Raw genomic sequence first — 20,893 nt, forward strand, 5'->3', positions numbered from 1 at the left:
TTTACTCATTATAGTGAACACGATCACCTTCTGAGCCCTTGTGGGGTGCGGTCTGCGACGATCGGGGATCTCTTAGGATCTCTTTAAGATCTCTATATGATCTTTCTTTAAGATCTATTCACTGTATAACTTAATAACGCCAAGACTGAAGCGGCTTTCGACACGCAAAACGTTTAAAATAACCGCATCGCGATAACATCCTATTCGATCCCACCAAATCATCAGTTCTATGCGATCAAGATCCTGATAATTCTCCTTAAATGAACAACTTCCTCATTATTATTCATTTTTAAGAAACCTTTACACGGCGTAAGGTGAGCACCATTGAACATCACATCACTTATGACGAGGACATCTTTCATGACTGACAACGTTATCTCCCGCAACCCAACTACCGGCGAAATCATCGCAACCTATCCGCTGCAAAGCGCAGCTGAACTGGAAGCCGCATTGCAGCAAAGTGCTGATGCCTTCGCAGAGTGGCGCTATACGGCAATGCCGCAGCGAGTCAAAGTACTGCGTCAACTGGCAGAACAGATTCGCCAACGACAAGATGAGTTGGCAACCATGGCGACGCTGGAAATGGGTAAGCCAATCGCTCAGGCACGTGCTGAAGTACTGAAATGCGCCAATCTCTGTGACTGGTATGCCGAACACGGCCCGGCGATCCTTGCCGACAAACCCACGCTGGTGGAAAACCAACAAGCGTGGCAGTCGTTTCGCCCGCTCGGCGTCATCCTTGCAGTAATGCCATGGAACTTCCCTTATTGGCAGGTTCTGCGCGGCGCAGTCAGCATGTTACTGGCGGGTAATACCTATGTGCTGAAACATGCACCAAGCGTAATGGGATCCGCCAATCTGATGACGTCACTGTTTGATGCCACCGATCTGCCTAAAGGCGGCTTCACTGTGATCAATGTCGATAATGATGGCGTTTCGGCCGCGATCAAAGATCCGCGTATTGCCGCTGTAGCGGTAACCGGCAGCGTGCGTGCAGGCGGAGCTATTGCAGCGCAAGCCGGTGCAGTATTGAAAAAAACCGTGCTGGAACTGGGCGGCGCGGATCCTTTCATTGTGCTGGCAGATGCAGACCTTGATGCTGCAGTGGCCTCAGCGGTCACAGGACGCTACCAGAACACCGGACAGGTCTGCATGGCAGCCAAGCGCTTCATCATTGAAGAAAGCGTCGCAGAAGCGTTTGAGACGCGTTTCAGCGCAGCGGTACGGGCATTGAAGATCGGCGATCCTTTGGCAGAAGAAACCTATATCGGCCCCATGGCGCGTTACGATCTGCGTGATGAGCTGGATAATCAGGTGCAGCAGACCATTAAGGAGGGCGCCCGTCTGGTATTAGGCGGCCATAAGATCGACGGCCCAGGCAACTATTACGCCCCAACGATCCTCGCAGATGTCACACCAGCCATGACTGCTTTCCAGCAGGAGATCTTTGGCCCGGTCGCTGCGATTACCGTTGCTCGTGATGCACAACATGCCCTTGATCTGGCTAACGACAGCGAGTTCGGCCTGAGTGCAACAGTGTGGAGCGGTAATGAAGCACTGACCAACGAACTGGCGGAAAAACTGGAGACCGGCGCGGTGTTTATCAACGGCAATGGCGCGTCAGATCCGCGTGTTGCGATTGGTGGCGTGAAGAAGAGCGGCTATGGTCGTGAACTGTCGAGCTTTGGTGTCCACGAATTCTGCAACATTCAGACGGTATGGAAAAACCGCCGCTAAATATTATCGGGCGCATTATTCGCGCCCTCATTCCCATCCCTCATGCCATCACCTCCCGCCTCAGACCGTTGCACATCGGTTAAAATGTTGTGGACGAGTTCAAAAAAACCACTACTGGTATTATAAAGGTATTATTACTGGTGTTAGATTTGCCTCCACCTACACCGGGGAATCCTTTTAAATGAAAACAACAATCCCAAAACTGTCGTTCATGATGTTTCTTGAGTGGTTTATCTGGGGCGCATGGTTTGTACCGCTCTGGGCATTTCTCAGCAAAAACGGCTTCTCGCCAGTTGAGATCGCGTGGTGCTACGCCTGTACCTCGATAGCCGCCATCCTGTCGCCGATCCTTGTCGGATCGCTGGCCGATCGCTTCTTTCAGGCGCAAAAAGTGTTGTCACTGCTCACCATCATCGGCTCGATCCTGATGTTCTTTGCAGCTCAGCAAATCCACTTCGGCGGCTTCTTCCCGCTGTTGTTGCTGTATGCGCTCACTTACATGCCAACCATTGCCTTAACCAATAGCATCGCGTTTTCGCACGTTGCGGATGTGGAGCGTGATTACCCACGCATTCGCGTTATGGGGACCCTTGGCTGGATTGCCTCCGGCATCGTTTGTGGTTTCCTGCCGCCGCTGCTGGGCTATGGCGATATTTCAGCCAGCAACGTGCCGTTATTGATCACTGCGGCAAGTTCGCTGTTGCTCGGCATTTTTGCCCTGACGTTACCCGCAACTGAGCCGAAAAGCACCGGCAAATTCAGCCTTCGCGTCGCGCTTGGCCTGGATGCGCTGCATCTGCTGAAGGATCGCAGCTTCCTCGTCTTCTTCGTCTGCTCCTTCCTGTTCAGCATGCCGCTGGCGTTTTACTACATCTTTGCCGAAGGCTATCTGACGGAAGTCGGCTTGCCGCATGCCACCGGCTGGATGACGCTCGGTCAGGTTTCAGAAATCTTCTTCCTGCTGGCGCTGCCGTTCTTCATTAAACGCTTTGGCATCGGTAAAGTGCTGCTGCTGGGATTGACTACCGCCGCGTTACGCTACGTGTTCTTTGTGTTCGGCGGCGATCAAAACATGCTGACGTACGGCTTGCTGTTCATGGGCATTCTGCTGCACGGCGTCAGCTACGATTTCTACTTCATCACTGCTTACATTTACGTTGATAAGAAAGCGCCAGTGGCAATGCGTAACGCCGCGCAAGGGCTGATCACACTTGCCTGTCAGGGCATCGGTAGCCTGCTCGGTTACCGCCTGGGCGGCTATCTGATGCAGGAAATGTTTGCCTACGACCAACCCCGCAACGGCCAGACTTTCAACTGGGCCGGCATGTGGATGTTTGGCAGCGTGATGATCGTAATGATCACCATCGCCTTTATCGTCCTGTTCCGCGACGGTAAAAAACGCAGCGATGAGCTTACCGCTTTCGATAATTCAGCAACCGCTGACAGCCATAAATAAGGGATTTCACCATGACGATGACAACGCAAGAAAAACGGATTTTAGGCGCGTTTTACGGCCAGGCGCTGGGCGATGCGATGGGCATGCCATCGGAATTGTGGCCACGATCGCGCGTGAAGCAGCACTTCGGCTGGATCGATCGCTTCCTGCCTGGTCCGGCTGAAAACAATGCCGCCTGCTACTTTGGCCGGGCGGCCTTTACCGATGACACGTCCATGGCGCTGGCATTGGCTGATGCGATCGTCTCTCACGATGGTGAGATCAACGCGGAAACCATCGGCGCAAATATTTTGCACTGGGCCGAGTCGTTTGATGCCTTTAACAAGAACGTACTTGGACCGACTTCAAAAATCGCGCTCAACGCGATGAAAGCAGGGACGCCGGTGTCGCAGCTGGAAAATAACGGCATGACCAACGGCGCAGCAATGCGCGTGTCCCCGCTCGGCTGTCTACTGCCAGCACGCGATTTATCCGCTTTCATTGATGCCGTCGCACTGGCGTCGAGCCCAACGCACAAATCGGATGTCGCGATTTCCGGCGCGACGGTGATTGCGTGGGCGGTTTCGCGTGCTATTGATGGTGCCAGCTGGACAACGATCCGCGATGAACTGCCTACGATTGCACGCGCGGCGCAGGAGATGCGTGTTACCACCTTTAGCGCATCAATGGCGGCACGCCTCGAACTGGCGTTGAGCGTTGTCGCGCAGGGCAGGGGCGTGGAATCTACGATGCAGCAGATTTACGATCTGGTTGGCACCGGCACCAGCACCATTGAATCGGTACCGGCGGCGATTGCGATGGTGCAATTAGCTGAAACCGATCCGAATCGCTGCGCGATCCTTTGCGCTAACCTCGGCGGCGATACCGATACCATCGGCGCGATGGCGGTGGCGATTTGCGGTGCGCTGCATGGCATCGACAGTATTGATGTTGCCCTGAAAGCCGAGCTGGATGCCGCTAACGCGCTGGATTTCACCCGCTACAGCGCCGCATTTACGCGTTTCCGCCAGCAGCGCGAGGCCGCTTATGCTGACGCCTGATGATCTGCAGAGACTCGAAGGCCGTCTGCCGGTGTGCGTGATTGGTGCGGCGGTGGTGGATGTGATTGCTGATGCTTACTCGTTGCCACATCGTGGCAGCGATGTTGAGCTCCACCAGCAGGGTGTCAACGTGGGCGGCTGTGCGCTGAACGTGGCGATTGCGCTGCACCGGCTTGGCATCCCGTCCATCAACGCGCTACCGCTCGGTAACGGCACCTGGGCGAGCATTGTGCGGCAGAAGTTGACGGAATATGGCATTCACAGCGTGCTGGAAACCGCGAAGGGCGATAACGGCTGGTGTTTAGCGTTGGTGGAACCCGATGGCGAGCGCACATTTCTGTCAGTGAGCGGCGTTGAAAATCAGTGGGATGCAGCACTGCTCGATACGCTGCCGCAGCCGGCTAATCGCTGGATCTACCTTTCCGGCTATCAGCTCACCAGCAAAAGCGGTGATGTGATGATCGACTGGCTGGAGCAGCAAAGCCAGCCGTATCAATTGTTAGTGGATTTCGGTCCACGTCTGGCGGATATCGGCGATGCGCAGTTTGAACGCATTATGGCGCGCCGTCCACTGATTACAGTGAACAGACAGGAAGCCGAACTGCTGTGGCATGAACGTTTGAATCAAACAGAACCCTTTGATGCACATCAGTTAATGTCGCGCTGGCAGCAGCGCTTTGGTGGCGCGATGGTAGTGCGACTCGATAGCGAAGGTGCCGGCTTCGTTGACGCGAATACGCAAGGTTGGATACCGGCATTGCCGACAAAAGTGGTCGATACCATCGGCGCAGGCGACAGCCACGCGGGCGGATTATTGGCGGGATTGGCGTCGGGTTGGTTGCTGGGTGAAAGCGTTGCGCTGGGCAATGCGGTGGCGTCTTATGTGGTGTCACAGCGCGGCGGGGATTGCGCGCCCGATCGCGCCACATTAACGGCTTATTGGCAGCAGCGCCTTACTCCGCAATAAACACATACATATCGCTACGACAGTAGCTAATGCTGTATTCCAGCGGATTGCCCTGCGCATCTAACGCCAGCTGCTTGATCACCAAAACAGGCACGTTGTCGGGTAGGGCGATCTGCAGCTGGAGCGCCTCATCTGGCATGCGAGCACTTACTCTGCTTTGTGACTTAACCGGCAGAATTTGCTGCTGATGGAAATAGTCGTAAAGCGAAATCCCAATCTGATCTGCATCGGGGATATAGCACGCCGGCACCCAGGATTCTTCCACCGACACCGCTTGCTGATCGACATAGCGAATACGCTTCAGTAAATAAACCTCGCTGCCTTTACTCAACCCGAGCTTTTCGGCGATTTCTGCGTCGCAATGGATTTTGCTTTTGTTAATCCACACGGTGTCGGGCTTTTTACCGCGCAATACCGCTTGTTGCGACAAGCCTTTCGGTTCTTTAAGCGAATACTCAAACTGGCTGCAGATCTGCGTGCCGTAGCCACGAGAACGCAACACCACGCCCTCTTTTTCCAGCGCATCCATGGCTTTACGCACGGTGATACGCGAAATGCTCAGTGACTGGCTGAAGTCACGCTCACTTGGCAGGATCTCTTCATGCACTAACACGCCATCGCGCACCGCATCTTTAATGGCAGTGGCAAAGCGTTTGTACAGCGGCGTGCGGCTTTCATCGGCAAGGGTAGAAGTCAGCCGCGAAAATAGTGCAGTTTGATCGGTCATAGCGGGCGGGTTCACTCATTCTGGTAAGCGGCAGAACGTCTATGATACTGAGTTTTAGGCTATTGGGATACGCCAGCAAATGCATGAAAATTGACCTAGCCCGTAAGCAAGACTATAGTAATGCTTACGGGTTAAAAAGAGGCAAGGAAGCGACCATGGGGGATTTATCTTACGCCAGAATTTCAGGAAGAGCGTTTAAGAGCACGCATCAGCGATAAAATTTTGTGCAAGGCAGCGATGTCCATTTTCGCGGGACTTCATGGTGATTGCCTGGGCCGATTTACTTATAAGAAGCGAGTCGGTTTACCAGGCGTCGGTGCTTCTGATGGTGCGCGCTGCATAGTATTTTTCAATGATGGGAAAAATCTTTACTTCTTTGATATGTATTTAAAAAGCCAGCTTTCGAAGAAGAAAGATAAAGAGTTAGAAGACGATGAAATTGATGCATATTGCAGCATCGCGCGAGATTTTATTGCTATGCCAGACGAGCTAATCGAGGCGTTAATTAAAGCAAAAGAGTTAATTGAGGTAACCTGTAATGACTGGACGTTTAAAAAAAATTCAGAGCATGGCGCAACGCTATAACCAGCTTGGCGCAGTGCAAGATGAAACAGTTGCCGAAATTAATGCTGCCATAGAAGCACGTAACATTCCTCCAGTGCGTACGATGAGTGGCATAGAAATTAAAGCGGTGCGACTGCGCTGGAATATGTCGCAAGCTGCCCTGGCGTTAACCACCGGAATGTCTGTGGAAAGCGTATCCAAATGGGAGCGCAACGAAAGCAAGCCAAATAAAGCGGCATTACGCATTCTCAACACGATTGAAGATAAAGGGCCGGCCGTCTTTATCCTCTAAACAATAAAAGCCCCATTGGGGCTTTTATGCATATACCCGACTCAGCGCTCATCAAACGGCACGCCGCCTTTCGACTTATGATGTTTTGGCGTTTCGATAATGGAAACTGTCACCGAATTAGCGTCGATCTCAAACGAATCGGCCACCGCTGCGGTGACGGCTCTCAACAACTTTTTCTTCTGCTCAACCGTGCGACCTTCCGCTGCATACACAACAATTTCTGGCATCTTTGCTGCTCCTGAAAGTAAACGTAAGTTTTCAGCATACCGCAGCCAACGCCCTGCGTGCAGCGTCAATCACCTATGTTTGCCGGCAATCTGTGTTGAAATGTGTATTGTTATGTTATAACGTAATTAACCCTTTTAATATGTAGCGGATTCAGTCGGAAATCATAATGAAATCAATGAAAAATTTGCTTATCGCTTCGGCGTTAGGCCTGGCTTCTTACGCCTCAATGGCGGCTGAACATCAGGATAAACCGGTGCGCATTGCGGCACCGTTTGAAATTAAAGGCACCGATCCGGCGCTCTCCGGCGACATTTTGTTGCGTATGGATGTGGTGGAAACGCTGGTGGAAGTGAACGAAAGGGCCGAGCCCATTCCGGCGCTGGCGCAAAGCTGGCAGGTATCGGCAGATGGTTTGCAATGGCAATTGAATTTGCGTCCCAACGTGCGTTTTCATGATGGATCGCCACTGGATGCAGCCGCAGTGGTAAAATCTCTCAACACCGCGCGCAGCAAAGCGGGTCTGCTGGATAAAACGCCGATTGCCGCTATCAGGGGGGAAGGGCAGCGCGTCACCATCACCTTGAGCGAACCATTTACGCCGCTGCTTTCGGTGTTAGCAGAGAGCCGTTCCCAGATTCTGGCGTTGGCTAGCTGGGATGCGCAGGACAACATCACCCGCATCATCGGCAGCGGCCCGTTTATGCTGACATCGTTCCAGCCGCCGCAATCGCTGGCAGTAAAACGTTTTGACGATTACTGGGGCGAAAAGCCGGCGATTGCGGCCGCCAGCTATCTCTCTTCCGGACGCGCCGAAACCCGCGCCTTGCTGGCGGAAAGCGGCGACGCGGATTACGTATTTAACCTGGATGCTGCCAGCCGTCAGCGTTTAGCACGCAAGCCAGCGCTGCAATTGCCTGCTATCCCGGTGCCGCGCACGCTGATGCTGAAACTCAATGCGGGCGATCCGCTGTTAGCCGAACAGCCGGTGCGTGCAGCAATCAGCATGGCGATTGACCGTAACGCGCTGGCGATGGCGGTGCTGCGTTATCCGGGCGCGGCCAGCCAGTTATTCCCGCCGAATATGGGCGAATGGCACAACAGCGCACTGCAACCGCTGCAATTTAATCCGCAGCTGGCGGCACAACAGCTGCAAGCGACGGGCTGGACACTGGGCGCGGACGGCGTGTTAACGCGCAACGGCCAGCGCTTCAGCGTGACGCTGCTGACGTTCCCCGATCGTCCCGAACTGCCGCTGATGGCGATGGTTATTCAGCAGCAGCTGCGTAAAGTCGGCATTGAAGTGAAGATCAACTCCACCAACGCCAGCGAAATTCCTGCACAGCATCACAGCAATCGTCTGCAACTGGCGCTGTTTTCCCGCAACTTTGCGCTCACGCCTGACCCAACCGGCACGTTATTGCAGGATTACGCGGAAAAGGGCGGCGACTGGGGCGCGATGAACTGGCATCCGGCCGGTTTTAGCGCGGCGTTGCACACCTTAACGCAATCCACCGATACCGCCGAACGTGCGCAGGCGCGTAACCTGATCACCGCCTCCTTACAGCAGGATTTACCGGTGATCCCCATTGCCTGGTATCAGCAATCAGCCGCGATCAACAGCAAGTTGAAAAACGTCACGCTCGATCCGTTTGAACGCCACTTTGGTCTGCGTCAAATGCAGTGGGAGCAATGATGATAAAGCTTTTAGGCTGGCGCTTAGCGCAGGCAGCTTTCGTGGTGCTGGCAGTAGGTTTACTCACCTGGTTTCTGGTGCAGGCCTTGCCCGGCGACATGGCGTGGCGCATTGCCAGCGGGCGTTATGGATATGATCGTGTGGATGCCAACGCGGTGGCGCTGGTGCAGCAGGAACTGAGCGGCTCGTTGCATCAGGGCAGCGCGTTGCTGCACTGGCTATTCGATCTGCTGCAGTTCAACTTTGGTCGTTCACTGGTGTCCGGCGAACCGGTGATGGATGAACTGCGCTGGCAGCTGAGTCAAACGCTGGCGCTGGCAGGAACATCACTGTTACTGACGATTATCTTCACTTTGCCGCTGGGCATTTGGGCGGGATGTCACGCCAATGGCAAGCTCGATCGCGCGTTGTTCTGGCTGAGTGCGCTGCTGAAATCGGTGCCGCATTTTGCGCTTGGCATGCTGCTAATTGTGTTACTGGCGCTGCAACTCGACTGGCTGCCTAGCGCCGGGCACGGCGAGCTGCGTCATTTTCTGTTGCCATCGTTAACGCTGGCATTGTCGCTCACCGCAGTGGGCGTGCGCGTAGTGCGTGAAGCGACTTATCAAGTTGTCACGTCAGGCTATTACCGCTGGGGCGCGCAGAAGGGGTTAGCGCCAGCAACGCTAATGCGTCGTCACGGCATGCGTAATCTGGCATCGCCGGTGTTGACCTGGTTTGGTATGCAGTTTGTCTGGCTGGTGGAAGGCGTGGTGGTGGTGGAAACGCTGTTTGCCTGGCCCGGCATTGGTCACGCGCTGGTGCATGCCATCTTTGCCCGCGATGTGCCGGTGATTCAGGCCAGCGCCATGACGCTCGGACTGCTGTTCGTGCTGCTGAATATGCTGGTGGATGCGGGTTGTTATCTGCTTGATCCCCGAGGAGCACGCGCATGACCATTTCCTTCCCGCGTCTTATTGGCCTGCTGTTGTTGTGCGTGCTGCTTGGCTTCGCCTTCCTGCTGCCCCTGATTCATCACGGCGATCCGCTGGAACAGGATCTGCTGCAGATGCTGCACGCGCCGAGCGGCGGCAATCTTCTCGGATTTGATCATCTGGGCCGCGACATGCTGACGCGCCTCAGTGCCGCGTTGCGTCTTTCGCTTGGCCTCGCTGCATTATGTGTGATGAGCGCGCTGCTCGCGGGCGTGCTGGCCGGCGTATGCAGCGCGCTGTATGGCGGCTGGCTTGATCGTCTGCTCAGCATGCTCGGCGACATGTGTCTGGCATTGCCGGGATTGCTGCTGGTGTTGCTGTTAGCGGCGATTGCGCCGGATTCTCCCGGCATGTTATGGCTGGGGATTTCGCTGGTGCTGTGGGTGGAGTTCTTCCGCGTCACGCGTGCAACTCTGCGCCCGATTGTGCATGCGCCCGGCATGCAGGCCTCAACGCTGCTCGGTTTCTCGGCACTCTACCGTTTTCGACGTCATCTGTGGCCCGCGTTAGCGCCGGTATTAACTACGTTGACACTGTTCGCGTTCAGCAGCGCCATCATGGCGGTATCGGCGCTCGGGTTTATCAGCGTCGGTGTTCGTCCGCCTACGCCAGAACTGGGATTGATGATGACCGAACTGCTGCCGTTCGCCTGGGAAGCCCCGTGGCTGTTAATGCAGCCGGTAATCGCGCTGTTTCTGCTGTTGATCAGCCTGAATCTGTTGATGAAAAAGGAGAGCAAATGAAAGGATTACAGGTTATTGGCATCAGCGTCACAACCGCCAGCGCCACGCTGGTGGAACCGGTTGATTTCACCTTGCAGCCCGGCCAGCCGCTGACCTTGCTAGGTGAAACCGGTTCAGGAAAAAGCCTGCTGGCGCAAGCGATCATGGGGATTTTGCCCGACGATTTGCAGGCCAGCGGCACGCTGATCATCAATGAACAACATTTTACCTTGCCGCAGGATGCCGGATTGCTGCGCGAATTATGGGGCCGCACGTTAGCGTCGCTGCCGCAGGAGCCGTGGCTATCGCTGGATCCCACCATGTCAGTGCAGCAGCAAGTCGCCGAAGGCTATCGCTATGTACGTGGACAAGCGAATGCTCTCAGCTTAATTGCCGCGCGCCGCGATCTACAGCAGCTTGGTTTACAGGACGCGGCGCCGCGTTTTCCTTGGCAACTCTCCGGCGGGATGGCGCAACGTGCCGCGTTTGCCGCCGCACGTGCAGGCGGCGCGGAGATACTGATTGCCGATGAGCCAACTAAAGGGCTGGATGTGGCGCGTCGCGATGAGGTCGCGGCTTTGCTGCGCCGCGAAGTGGCCGACGGCGGTACACTGCTCACCATCACCCACGACATCGCGCTGGCCCGTCAGTTGGGCGGTGAGGTTATCGTGATGCATAAAGGCAAGGTGATCGAGCAGGGCAGGGCGGAACAGGTGCTACATGCGCCGCAGCAGCGGTACTCGCGTGAATTACTTGCCGCCGATCCCGCCGCCTGGCCTGCACGGCAACAAACTATTGTTGGCAGCAAAGTGGTGGTGAGTGCTGAGGGCATTCGCATACAGCGCGGCGGCAAACCGCTCGGCGTGCCGCAAAACTTCACGCTGCACGCCGGGGAAATCGTGGGATTACACGGTGCCAGCGGCAGCGGAAAAAGTAGCTTTGGAGATGTGCTGCTCGGTCTGCTGACGCCGCAGCAAGGTAATGTTACGCGCCATGCGGCGGTCGATGCGCTGAAATACCAGAAGATTTATCAGGATCCGTCAGCGCTGTTTCCACCGACCCGCACGCTGGCACAAAGCCTCGACGATGTGTTGCGCCGTCATCGCATTGCCTCCACGCGACGGGATGCGCTAATGGAGCAATTGGCGCTGGCGCCGGAACTGCTGACGCGTCGGCCCGATTCGCTATCGGGCGGCGAACTGCAGCGCTTCTCGCTGTTACGCGTGATGCTGCTCGATCCGGTATTTCTGTTTGCCGATGAACCCACATCGCGTCTTGATCCACTGGTGCAGCAGCAAACCATCCAGCTCATCACCTCGCTGGCGCGTGAGCAACAGTGCGCGGTATTGCTGGTAAGCCACGATCGCGATCTGCTGGAAAAGGGCACGCATCGGGTGATCGCGATGGAAGACGTCGCTTAACGCTCTGGCGGCTGGCTATCACCGTGGCCGAGTGAACGCTGCATCACCACGGTGTCGAGCCAGCGGCCATGTTTGAATCCCACCGATTTCATGACACCGGTGTGCTCAAACCCGAGCGCCCGGTGTAGGCCAAGCGATCCTGTATTCTCGCTATCGCCAATAATCGCGATGATTTGGCGAAATCCCGCCGCTTCCGCTAGCGCAATGGCTTTTTGCAACAGCGCGCGACCAATGCCTCTGCCGGTTTGCTGCTGATCGAGGTAAATCGAATCCTCCAGCGTAAAGCGATAGGCATAACGCGGGCGATACGGCGCCAGATAGCAGTAGCCCAGCACCTGATCATCCTCCTGCGCCACCAGCCAAAAACCGCCGCGCTGCTGCACATCCTGCACGCGATTCTGCATTTCGCTGGTCGAAGGCGGTTCGGTTTCAAAAGTCGCGGTGCCGTGTAGCACATGCCAGGCGTAGATTTTCTGAATGGCAGCGGCGTGGTGAGGTCGGGCGGGAATAATGTCCATATGTTCCTGATTCTTAGCGGAGAAAACCACAGCATGCCACCGCGCCGCACGCGAATCATCGGATTTAACAATAGGAAATTCTGATGGCTAACCTTCTGTACCGTAGAGTCGCCATTGATGGCGACCTGAACAACCACAACTCAATTCTGCTCCGACAACTGCACCGCCATGGTATCCGCCTCCAAAGCCTCGAACACATGAGGTTCGTCGGCGGGATAACAAATGTAGTCGCCTGGATGCAGTTCGACCGGTGCATCGCGCGGCCCTACCAGCGCACGGCCACGCGCGATGATCACATGCTCCACCGATCCCGGCGGATGCGGTTTTGAGTCGCGCGGTGCGCCAGGTTGGCTGGTGACCAGATAAAGATCGCGGCGTCCGCCGGGCGGGCAACTTGCCAGCAAGGCCGCCTGATAATCCGCCATCTCCGCTGAAACGATCATGCCTTCGCCACGGCGAATTACCTGCAATCGCTTCACTTCCGGCTCCATCAAACGCGCGAAAGGAATATTCAACGCCACACACAGCGCCCACAACGTTTCAAGGCTGGGATTGCCGTTGCCCGCTTCGAGCTGCGACAGCGTAGATTTAGCGATCCCGGCGCGACGCGCCACTTCTGTCAGTGAAAGCCCTGCGCGCTGGCGTTCGCGCAGTAATCCGACAGCAATAATATCAATTGGCGTGGTCAAACCCTCTCCTGTTCTTTATATCGAACGATTTGTTCGTCTTGTAAAACAATTCTGCTGCGTTCATTATAACGGCTTTCCTGTTCGATATGAGATCAAATTGTGATGCGTCTGGGTGCAGTGCCGCTTGATCGCGGAGTAATAAAAGCCATATTCCTGGTTTGTCTGGCCGACGGTATTGTCGGGCTTTCTTACGGTTCGCTGGCGGCGGCCGAAGGTTTTCCGCTGTGGGTGCCCATTGCACTCTCAACCCTGGTGCTGGCCGGTGCGTCGGAATTTCTGTTTATCGGCATTGTGGCGGGCGGCGGCAGTCCATTGACCGCAGCAGCGGCTGGGTTGTTGGTTAACGCGCGGCATTTGCCGTTTGGTATTGCGGTGAAAGATCTGGTGGGCAAAGGCAGCCGCAGTCTGTTGGGGTGCCACATCATGAATGATGAAAGCGTGGTGTTTGGTATTTCTCAGCCAAAACTGGCGCAGCGTCGCGCCGCGTACTGGATTTGCGGTTTGGGCATTTTTACCATCTGGCCGCTGTCGGTGATTGGCGGTGCGGTGATCGGCCGCTTTATTCCCGATGTCTCGGCCATTGGTTTAGATGCGGTGTTCCCGGCGATCCTGATTGCCCTGATTTTCCCGGCGCTGCGTCAGCGTCGCACGCTGATCCCCGCTACGCTTGGCACAGCGCTCTCTGTGCTGGCGACGCCGTTTGTGCCAGCGGGCATGCCGGTGCTGTTTTCATTGCTGGGATTACTGAGCTGGCGGGAGCGTAAAAATGCAAAATAATCTGATCATTGGCGGTATCGCGCTGCTGGCGGTAGGCACTTATGCGATCCGCTTCGCCGGTTATCGCCTTGGCAGCCGTATGCAGATGTCGGATCGCGCGCGCAACATGCTGTCTGATGCCGCCACCGTTTTGTTGCTAGCGGTAGCCGTAACCACCGCGCTGTTTGAAGGCACGCACTTCGCTGGCGTAGCGCGCATCGCTGGCGTGCTGTTTGCAGTATTTTTGGCCTGGCGGCGCACACCGTTGATTCTGGTAATTATCGGTGCTGCGCTAATGACCGCGTTGCTACGCTACTTCGGCGTGCCCTGATCGCGCCAGGTTTGCGCGCGTAATTCATATACCAAACTGGCGGGCGCGCCCGGAACATCGTGAACCTGGCCGTAACAGCGCAGTCCCGCCTTTTCCAGTACCTGCTGTGATGCAATATGATCCTGACGCACCGCCGCATCAATCACCGGAAGCTGGCATTCATCGAAGCCATAAGCGACAACCCTTCGTGCAAACTCGGTGGCGAAACCTTTTCCCCACGCCTCTTTCGCCAGACGATAGCCAAGATTATTGACCGGCTTGCCAGCAAACTCGCGCACCGATAAACCACCAAATCCTATAACCTCATCCGGCTGTTCCCGCAGGCAAATCGCCCAGTTACCGAAGGGAAAGGATTGCCAGTGCGCCAGCCAGCGAGTTATTACCTCCTCTGCAAAGGCTACATCGGGAAACGGACCCGCCGGATTGAACATATTGGTATCCGGATCGCCATAGATGGCAAACAGGCGCTGAACATCGGTGGGTTCAACCGGACGAAGAAACAAACGTGATGAAGTGAGCTGCATTGTCGTAACCTTTTGTAGCCGGAATCGGCGTTATCTTCCTGATGAGTTTTGTTACTGTGATACTCCACGGATTACTAGCATAGAGGAAAACGTATGAAACCGCGTTTAGCCCGCTGTGATGAAACGGCCACGCTGTGGCGTATTCGCAACCTTGCCATTCGCCACGGTTGCCAGGACGCTTATCCAGCAGATGTGATCAGCGCATGGACGCCCGATGCGTTGCCGCACGGTTATTTCGAGGCGGTAAAAAGCAATCCCTTTTATGTGGTCGACGACGCTGAATATGGCGTCGCCGCGACCGGTTTTCTCGATTTGCACAGCGGCAGCGTTGAAGCGATCTTTACGTTGCCCACCTGCAATGGCAAAGGGTATGCCAGCGCGATAATGCAGGCAATTATCGATGAAGCGCGTCAGCGTGGTTTTAATCAGCTGACGCTCGCCGCCACCCCCAACGCCAGTAGCTTCTATCAGCGCCACGGTTTTCGTGTAGTGCGAGAGGCGCTTTATCCCTCGGCGCTGGCGCAAGCCGATCTTCCCTGCGTCGAAATGATTCGCGAACTTTAAGGCTAAAATGACAAACAGTGCAAACAACATGGACCGCGCGAATATGGTAATTAACTGCGTAGCCTATCGCCACGGCGAGCGCGAAGAACATGTCGATATCGCCGATATCAGTGAAGTATTAAAAGAAGAGAAATCCTTCGTCTGGATGGGTTTGTACCAACCCGAACCGGCTTTTATGCAGACGCTGCAGCAGGAATTCAGCCTGCATGAACTGGCGATTGAGGATGCGCTGGTGGCGCATCAGCGACCGAAGATCGAGCAGTACGGCGATTCGGTGTTTATCGTGGTGAAAACCGCCCACATGGATGAGCAGCAGCGCATCACTTTCGGAGAAACCCACTTCTTCCTCGGCAAAAACTTCCTGATCACTGTGCGTCACGGTTCTTCGGAAGGCTATGCAGACATCCGCACCAAAGCCGAAAAGAACCACGCGCTACTGTGTGAAGGACCGGGTTATGCGCTCTACTGCATCCTTGATTTCATCGTTGATAACTACAGTAAAATCACCGAATCCCTCAACGATCGCATTAGTGGGTTGGAACAGGGCATGTTCACCACACGTTTCGACAGCGATGCGCTGCAGAACGTTTATCATCTGCGTCGTGAACTGCTGGCGCTGCGTAACGCGGCGCTGCCGGTGACCGAAATCTGCCAGCAGCTGGTGCGCTTCCACGAAGATATCATTCCTAAAAATCTGCGTGCCTATCTGCGTGACGTGCAGGATCACGCGCATCACGTGATGATCGATGCGGAAGATATGCGTGAAATGCTCACCAGCGCGATGCAGGTCAATCTGGCGCTGGTATCAGTGCAGCAAAGCGAAGTGAATAAAAAGCTCGCTGGTTGGGGTGCGATCCTGATTGTGCCGACCATCATTTTCAGCATGTACGGCATGAACTTCCCCGATATGCCGGAGCTGCATACCCACTTTGGTTATCCTGCAGTGGTGGGCGTAACCATCGTTATCTGCTGTGTGATGTGGTGGCGACTGAAAAAGGCTGGTTGGCTATAAACGTTTAATGCCTGCATTTTTTGCACAACTTCCTGCAACCCGGAGTGAAAGATGTCCTTTACTATTGGTCTGCTGCTGTTCCCCAATCTCACGCAACTTGATCTCACCGGTCCGTGGGAAGTGTTTGCCCGCATGCCCAACGTTAACAACTATCTGATTTGGAAAGATCGCCAGCCGGTGATGTCAGATCGCGGTCTGGCAATCGTACCAACGGTGACCTTTGACGATTGCCCTCAACTCGATCTGATCTGCATCCCCGGCGGTCCGGGACAAATTGCGCTGATGGAGGATGACGAAACGCTGGATTTCGTGCGTCACATGGCGGAAAACGCCAAGTGGGTGACTTCGGTATGTACCGGTTCGCTGGTGTTAGGTGCAGCGGGTTTATTGCAGGGATATCGCGCGACGTCACATTGGGGTTCGCTTGATCAACTCAGCTTGCTCGGTGCCACGCCGGTAGCGGAACGTGTGGTGCGCGATCGCAACCGCATCACTGGCGCGGGCGTCACCTCGGGCATTGATTTCGCTTTAACCGTGGCGGAAGAGCTGCTTGGACGTGAGACAGCGGAAAATATCCAGTTGCAGATGGAGTACGATCCGGCGCCGCCATTCCATTCCGGTTCACCACGCAGCGCATCGCCGGAACGGTTGGCCGAGGCAAAAATCCAGATGCAGGATTTTATTGCTCGTCGACGTGTAGCGACCGAAAGTGCCGCAGCACGGCTCAAGCGTGACTGAGAAAAACTGGCGATTTCAGCCTGAAATCGCCACAAGTTTTACCGCTTAATGTGCGCTGGCAGTAGGGCGCACGGTGATTTCACTGGTATCCACCTCGCCAGGCTGATCGATGGCCCAACCCACCGCTTTGGCAATCGCTTCCGGCTTGAGCGCAATCTGGCGATAGCTCTTCATCGCGTCACGCGCGGTGTTATCGCTGATGATATCCGCCAGTTCAGATTCCACCACGCCAGGATTGATCACCGTAACCCGCAGATGCTGCGACTCCTGACGCAGGCCATCGGAAATCGCGCGGACGGCAAACTTGGTGGCGCAATACACGGCGGCGGTTGGCGAAACAGTCAGTGCACCAATTGAGGCGATATTGATAATGTGACCAACCTGCTGCGCTTGCATAGTCGGCAGCACCGCCGCAATGCCATACAGCACGCCGCGAATGTTGACGTCGAGCATCAAATCCCATTCATCGACTTTCATTGAGCTCATCGGTGACAGTGGCATCACGCCCGCATTGTTGATCATCACATCAATACGGCCATATTTCTCCAGTGCAAAATCGGCCAGCTGCTGTGTGTCGGCGCGCTGGGTGACGTCGGTGGCGAGGTAATCCACGCTCGCCCCGCCAAAACGCAATTCATCACATAACGCCTGCAGACGACCGGTACGGCGTGCGCCGAGCACCAGCTGATGACCTTGTTGCGCCAGATGACGTGCAATGCTTTCGCCAATGCCGCTGCTGGCACCCGTCAAAATAATCACTTTCTTAACTGAATTCATGATGCATTCCTCGTTGGGTTGACGAGGCTATTGTTGATAAATCACGCAGTGCGCAACAGACCGAATTGTGGCGCATCTTTGCCTGATTCTCTCGTGCACATTGTGCAATCACGATTTACACCGCTATGCTTTGCCTGAATCTCTCTGAGGAAATTATTCATGCCGCACACCGTGCAACAGCGCACCTGCGCTTTACTCAGCCAGCTGGCGCGCCAGGAAGGCTATACCAAATCGCTGCTCGATAGTGTGCGCTTTATGCGCGCCGATCGGCAGTGGGCGCGCACGCCGGTTTTGTATGAGCCGAGCATCATTATTATTTGCCAGGGATCGAAACGCGCTTTCCTCGCCGACAAAATGTATCGCTACGACGCGCAACATTATCTGGTGTTGTCGGTGCCGCTGCCATTTTCTGCTGAGACGGAAGCCACATCAGAAGAGCCGCTGCTAGGCATCGCTATTCGTCTGGATGTTGCCATGGTGGCGCGGCTGGTGGCACAACTGGCCAGCAGTGATACAACGGTAACCGCTGCACCGGCGGGCATCATCTCCACACCCATCAACGAAACGCTGGCGGAGAGCACGCTACGTTTACTGGAAACGTTGAGCGATCCCCTTGAAGCCAAAGTGTTGGGACCGGCGCGCGTCGAAGAGATCTGTTTTCGCGTATTGATGGGCGAGCAGGGCGGCGCGGTGCGTGCGGCGTTAACCTATCAAGGCCATTTTGGTCGTATCGCGCGAGCTTTGCAGCGCATTCATGCCGACTGGCGTCAGCCGCTGGATGTGCCGCATCTGGCGAATGAAGCCGGCATGAGCGTGCCGCGTTTCCATCTGCATTTTAAAACGGTGACGCAGACCTCGCCGATTCAATATCTAAAATCGCTGCGCTTGCATCAGGCGCGTTTAATGATGATCCGCGACAATCTCACCGCCGCTGGCGCAGCAGCGCGTGTCGGCTATGAGAGTGATTCGCAGTTTAATCGTGAGTTCAAACGGATGTTTGGTCGCAGTCCGGCAGAAGAAGCGCGGGAGATGAAGCGGGCGTTTGAGTTGTTACCGCCGGAGCAGCTGTCCGGCCGATTGCAGGCGCATTAACTTAGCAAATGCTCATGATGGCAACCACTAATAAAATCCAGAAGGCAGCACAGCCGGTAAACATCAGTTGCCAAACCTGATGGCGTTGTGCGGTGAAAAGAGTAGACATACGAGCACGTAGAACCGATTGCATAGCGACCTCAAATCAAAATGTTCATAAAAGTAAGTAAGCGAGCTGAAGCAGGAAAATTCTGTCAGCGAATAAGAATATTCTGACTTTTTTTGAGGGGTAAAATCGACAAGACCAGTCTTGTTTTTTGCTTGATAAATAATCGGTAATAAAATAAAAAGCCGTGAAAGTCAGGAGGCTATTCACGGCGACATCCAGATATTTTTCTCATTACACGTTGCGCGTCACGCCGCCGTCAACGCGAATATTCTGGGCGGTAATATAGGCCGCACCAGGCGATGCCAGGAAGGCGATGGTTGCTGCCACTTCTGCAGACGTGCCGTAGCGTTGTAATGGCACGCTGTCGCGACGTTCATTGGTTTTCGGCAAGCTATCGATCCAGCCAGGCAGCACATTGTTGATGCGAATGTTATCGGCCGCGTAAGTATCGGCGAAGATTTTGGTGAAGGATGCCAGCCCGGCACGGAACACCGCTGAGGTCGGGAACATATCGGTTGGCTCAAACGTCCACGCCGAGGAGATATTGATAATGCTGCCGCCGCCCTGTTTCTGCATGGTTGGCGTGACCAGGCGCGTGGCGCGCACCACATTCAAAAAGTAGGTTTCCATGCCGAGCTGCCACTGCTCGTCGGTTAATTCCAGAATCGGCGCACGCGGACCATGACCGGCGCTGTTCACCAGCACATCAATGCGGCCCCAACGCGCCAGCGTTTGATCCACCAGCTTCTGCAGATCTGCAATCGACTGATTAGAACCGGTCACGCCTAAACCGCCCAGCCGCTCCGCCAGCGCTTCACCTTTACCGGATGAAGAGAGGATCGCCACTTTAAAGCCGTCACTTGCCAGTTTCTCCGCTGCTGCTGCACCCATGCCGCTGCCGCCTGCGACGATTACTGCGACTTTTTCTACTGTCATCATTGATCTTCCTGTTAATTAAAAATCGATTAAATCCAGTATAAAAGGTAATTTCAGCAGCAGAGAGTCAGTCTGTTTGCCAATTGACGATAGGAAAACTACAGGATGAGCCAGGGATTTAACGAGTTGCCGTCGCTCAATGCATTGAAAGTGTTTGAAGCCGTGACGCGGCATCTTAATTTTCGCCTGGCGGCGGAAGAGTTAGGCGTGACGCAGGGCGCGGTGGCGCAGCAAATTCGCGGTCTGGAATCCAGCCTTGGGCTGAAATTATTCGATCGATTGCCGCGCACGCTGGCGCTGACCGGCGCAGGTGCAGGTTATGCGGTGAGCATCCGCCAAGCGTTTGAACTGATCGATGAAGCCACGCGCACGCTGCGTCCGGAACCGAATCGCTTAACGTTAAGCGTAACGCCCACCTTTGCCAGCCGCTGGATGCTGCCACGCTTACCGGGTTTTACCGCCGCGTGGCCGGATATCGATCTGCGCGTGTTGGCGTCTGAGCGGCTGGTGCAGTTTCATCATGAAGGCGTCGATTTAGCGGTGCGCTACGGCAGGCCGCCATTTGGCGCGGGTCTGGATGCCACTTTACTGTTTAGCCAAACGGTATTAGCGGTAGTGAGTCCGGCGCTGCTTGCCGAGCTGGGAAATCCGGCCGACAGCGACAACTGTCTGCGCTACGCCTTGCTGCACGATGGTCATCATCTTTGGCCTGCGTTTCTCGCGTTTAACTTCCCGCAAGTATCGCTACATCATCAGCATCACCTGCGTTTCAATCAAACCGCGCTGGCATTGGAAGCGGCGATCAGCGGGCAGGGCATTGCGCTCACCAGCCCGCATTTCGTGCAGAACGATCTGGCCAGCGGACGTTTGGTGCCTGCGTTTCCGCAGCAAATGACCATGGATGCCGGTTGGTATCTGGTGTGGCCGCGCCGTCCGCGCGAGCAAGCGCCAGTGATGGCGGTGCGCGATTGGCTTTTAGCGCAGGTTAGCAGCTGATTATTGTTCAATAACGAAATCAGTAAAACT

At 55.3% G+C, this 20,893-nt stretch carries 24 protein-coding genes; 17 read left to right on the plus strand and 7 right to left on the minus strand.

Features of this window, described 5'->3' with window-relative positions; genetic code table 11:
* The first annotated feature begins 360 nt into the window (after positions 1-360).
* From NQH49_RS19470 to NQH49_RS19485, 4 genes are all read left to right on the plus strand, one after another.
* The gene (locus tag NQH49_RS19470) at positions 361-1,737 is read left to right on the plus strand and encodes an aldehyde dehydrogenase family protein (RefSeq protein WP_256699055.1); all 1,377 of its coding nucleotides are present in this window, start codon (positions 361-363) and stop codon (positions 1,735-1,737) included.
* A gap of 181 nt (positions 1,738-1,918) precedes the next feature.
* Entirely contained in the window at positions 1,919-3,193 is a 1,275-nt protein-coding gene (locus NQH49_RS19475) for a nucleoside permease (protein ID WP_256699057.1), read from the plus strand.
* 17 nt (positions 3,194-3,210) lie between these two features.
* Positions 3,211-4,233, plus strand: coding sequence for an ADP-ribosylglycohydrolase family protein (locus NQH49_RS19480; protein ID WP_256699161.1), 1,023 nt, complete (start codon positions 3,211-3,213; stop codon positions 4,231-4,233).
* Positions 4,220-5,200, plus strand: a complete 981-nt coding sequence (locus NQH49_RS19485) for a PfkB family carbohydrate kinase (RefSeq protein ID WP_256699065.1) — start codon at positions 4,220-4,222, stop codon at positions 5,198-5,200. Before NQH49_RS19480 ends, NQH49_RS19485 begins: the two co-directional genes overlap by 14 nt.
* Here NQH49_RS19485 and NQH49_RS19490 read toward each other — a convergent pair.
* Positions 5,187-5,927, minus strand: a complete 741-nt coding sequence (locus tag NQH49_RS19490) for a GntR family transcriptional regulator (RefSeq protein WP_256699066.1) — start codon at positions 5,925-5,927, stop codon at positions 5,187-5,189. The two genes, NQH49_RS19485 and NQH49_RS19490, sit on opposite strands and share 14 nt — an antisense overlap.
* Positions 5,928-6,089: 162 nt before the next feature.
* On the opposite strand from NQH49_RS19490, the gene NQH49_RS19495 reads away from it, so the two are divergent.
* Together NQH49_RS19495 and NQH49_RS19500 are read left to right on the plus strand one after the other, a co-directional pair.
* Complete coding sequence (locus NQH49_RS19495; RefSeq protein ID WP_256699162.1) at positions 6,090-6,512, plus strand: type II toxin-antitoxin system RelE/ParE family toxin; 423 nt, start codon at positions 6,090-6,092, stop codon at positions 6,510-6,512.
* Positions 6,466-6,783 (plus strand): helix-turn-helix domain-containing protein, encoded by a 318-nt coding sequence (locus NQH49_RS19500; protein WP_256699067.1) that lies wholly within the window; start codon positions 6,466-6,468, stop codon positions 6,781-6,783. Before NQH49_RS19495 ends, NQH49_RS19500 begins: the two co-directional genes overlap by 47 nt.
* Before the next feature lie 41 nt (positions 6,784-6,824).
* On the opposite strand, the gene NQH49_RS19505 is transcribed toward NQH49_RS19500, so the two are convergent.
* Positions 6,825-7,010 (minus strand): tautomerase family protein, encoded by a 186-nt coding sequence (locus tag NQH49_RS19505; RefSeq protein WP_007886101.1) that lies wholly within the window; start codon positions 7,008-7,010, stop codon positions 6,825-6,827.
* 167 nt (positions 7,011-7,177) lie between these two features.
* Between NQH49_RS19505 and NQH49_RS19510 the strand changes: the two genes are divergently transcribed.
* The 4 genes from NQH49_RS19510 to NQH49_RS19525 are packed head-to-tail and all read left to right on the plus strand — an operon-like array spanning position 7,178 to position 11,821.
* The gene (locus NQH49_RS19510) at positions 7,178-8,704 is read left to right on the plus strand and encodes an ABC transporter substrate-binding protein (protein ID WP_305961326.1); all 1,527 of its coding nucleotides are present in this window, start codon (positions 7,178-7,180) and stop codon (positions 8,702-8,704) included.
* Complete coding sequence (locus tag NQH49_RS19515; RefSeq protein ID WP_256699163.1) at positions 8,704-9,639, plus strand: ABC transporter permease; 936 nt, start codon at positions 8,704-8,706, stop codon at positions 9,637-9,639. The genes NQH49_RS19510 and NQH49_RS19515 overlap by 1 nt, the downstream gene beginning before the upstream one ends.
* A complete protein-coding gene (locus NQH49_RS19520; RefSeq protein WP_256699069.1) occupies positions 9,636-10,421 on the plus strand; it encodes an ABC transporter permease in 786 nt (261 codons plus the stop codon). The genes NQH49_RS19515 and NQH49_RS19520 overlap by 4 nt, the downstream gene beginning before the upstream one ends.
* Positions 10,418-11,821, plus strand: coding sequence for an ABC transporter ATP-binding protein (locus tag NQH49_RS19525; RefSeq protein WP_256699070.1), 1,404 nt, complete (start codon positions 10,418-10,420; stop codon positions 11,819-11,821). Before NQH49_RS19520 ends, NQH49_RS19525 begins: the two co-directional genes overlap by 4 nt.
* Here NQH49_RS19525 and NQH49_RS19530 read toward each other — a convergent pair.
* Both NQH49_RS19530 and NQH49_RS19535 read right to left on the minus strand, forming a co-directional pair.
* The gene (locus NQH49_RS19530; RefSeq protein ID WP_256699071.1) at positions 11,818-12,339 is read right to left on the minus strand and encodes a GNAT family N-acetyltransferase; all 522 of its coding nucleotides are present in this window, start codon (positions 12,337-12,339) and stop codon (positions 11,818-11,820) included. The genes NQH49_RS19525 and NQH49_RS19530 overlap by 4 nt on opposite strands.
* A 140-nt stretch (positions 12,340-12,479) precedes the next feature.
* Entirely contained in the window at positions 12,480-13,028 is a 549-nt protein-coding gene (locus tag NQH49_RS19535; protein ID WP_061719009.1) for a helix-turn-helix domain-containing protein, read from the minus strand.
* Positions 13,029-13,130: 102 nt separating this feature from the next.
* On the opposite strand from NQH49_RS19535, the gene NQH49_RS19540 reads away from it, so the two are divergent.
* Together NQH49_RS19540 and NQH49_RS19545 are read left to right on the plus strand one after the other, a co-directional pair.
* Positions 13,131-13,805: an AzlC family ABC transporter permease gene (locus NQH49_RS19540; RefSeq protein ID WP_008109202.1), complete on the plus strand. Its 675-nt coding sequence runs from the start codon at positions 13,131-13,133 to the stop codon at positions 13,803-13,805.
* Entirely contained in the window at positions 13,795-14,115 is a 321-nt protein-coding gene (locus NQH49_RS19545) for a branched-chain amino acid transport AzlD family protein (RefSeq protein WP_008109204.1), read from the plus strand. The genes NQH49_RS19540 and NQH49_RS19545 overlap by 11 nt, the downstream gene beginning before the upstream one ends.
* Here NQH49_RS19545 and NQH49_RS19550 read toward each other — a convergent pair.
* A complete protein-coding gene (locus tag NQH49_RS19550) occupies positions 14,097-14,639 on the minus strand; it encodes a GNAT family N-acetyltransferase (RefSeq protein ID WP_256699072.1) in 543 nt (180 codons plus the stop codon). The two genes, NQH49_RS19545 and NQH49_RS19550, sit on opposite strands and share 19 nt — an antisense overlap.
* Before the next feature lie 93 nt (positions 14,640-14,732).
* Between NQH49_RS19550 and NQH49_RS19555 the strand changes: the two genes are divergently transcribed.
* Genes NQH49_RS19555 through NQH49_RS19565 form a run of 3 tightly spaced genes read left to right on the plus strand, consistent with a single transcriptional unit; the run spans position 14,733 to position 16,953 of the window.
* Entirely contained in the window at positions 14,733-15,203 is a 471-nt protein-coding gene (locus NQH49_RS19555) for a GNAT family N-acetyltransferase (protein ID WP_256699073.1), read from the plus strand.
* A gap of 43 nt (positions 15,204-15,246) precedes the next feature.
* Positions 15,247-16,215: a magnesium/cobalt transporter CorA gene (corA, locus tag NQH49_RS19560; RefSeq protein WP_256699165.1), complete on the plus strand. Its 969-nt coding sequence runs from the start codon at positions 15,247-15,249 to the stop codon at positions 16,213-16,215.
* Between the two features lie 51 nt (positions 16,216-16,266).
* On the plus strand, positions 16,267-16,953 hold the full coding sequence (locus NQH49_RS19565; protein ID WP_256699074.1) for a DJ-1/PfpI family protein: 687 nt from the start codon (positions 16,267-16,269) through the stop codon (positions 16,951-16,953).
* A gap of 45 nt (positions 16,954-16,998) precedes the next feature.
* On the opposite strand, the gene NQH49_RS19570 is transcribed toward NQH49_RS19565, so the two are convergent.
* A complete protein-coding gene (locus tag NQH49_RS19570) occupies positions 16,999-17,730 on the minus strand; it encodes an SDR family oxidoreductase (protein ID WP_256699075.1) in 732 nt (243 codons plus the stop codon).
* 159 nt (positions 17,731-17,889) lie between these two features.
* On the opposite strand from NQH49_RS19570, the gene NQH49_RS19575 reads away from it, so the two are divergent.
* Positions 17,890-18,822: an AraC family transcriptional regulator gene (locus tag NQH49_RS19575; protein WP_256699076.1), complete on the plus strand. Its 933-nt coding sequence runs from the start codon at positions 17,890-17,892 to the stop codon at positions 18,820-18,822.
* 340 nt (positions 18,823-19,162) lie between these two features.
* Here the strand turns inward: NQH49_RS19575 and NQH49_RS19580 are convergent, their stop codons facing one another.
* A complete protein-coding gene (locus NQH49_RS19580) occupies positions 19,163-19,867 on the minus strand; it encodes an SDR family oxidoreductase (RefSeq protein ID WP_256699166.1) in 705 nt (234 codons plus the stop codon).
* 105 nt (positions 19,868-19,972) lie between these two features.
* Here NQH49_RS19580 and NQH49_RS19585 point away from each other — a divergent pair, with 105 nt between their 5' ends.
* On the plus strand, positions 19,973-20,863 hold the full coding sequence (locus NQH49_RS19585; RefSeq protein WP_256699077.1) for a LysR substrate-binding domain-containing protein: 891 nt from the start codon (positions 19,973-19,975) through the stop codon (positions 20,861-20,863).
* The last annotated feature ends 30 nt before the right edge of the window (positions 20,864-20,893 follow it).

Source organism: Pantoea trifolii (assembly GCF_024506435.1).
GTDB classification, from domain to species: domain Bacteria; phylum Pseudomonadota; class Gammaproteobacteria; order Enterobacterales; family Enterobacteriaceae; genus Pantoea; species Pantoea trifolii.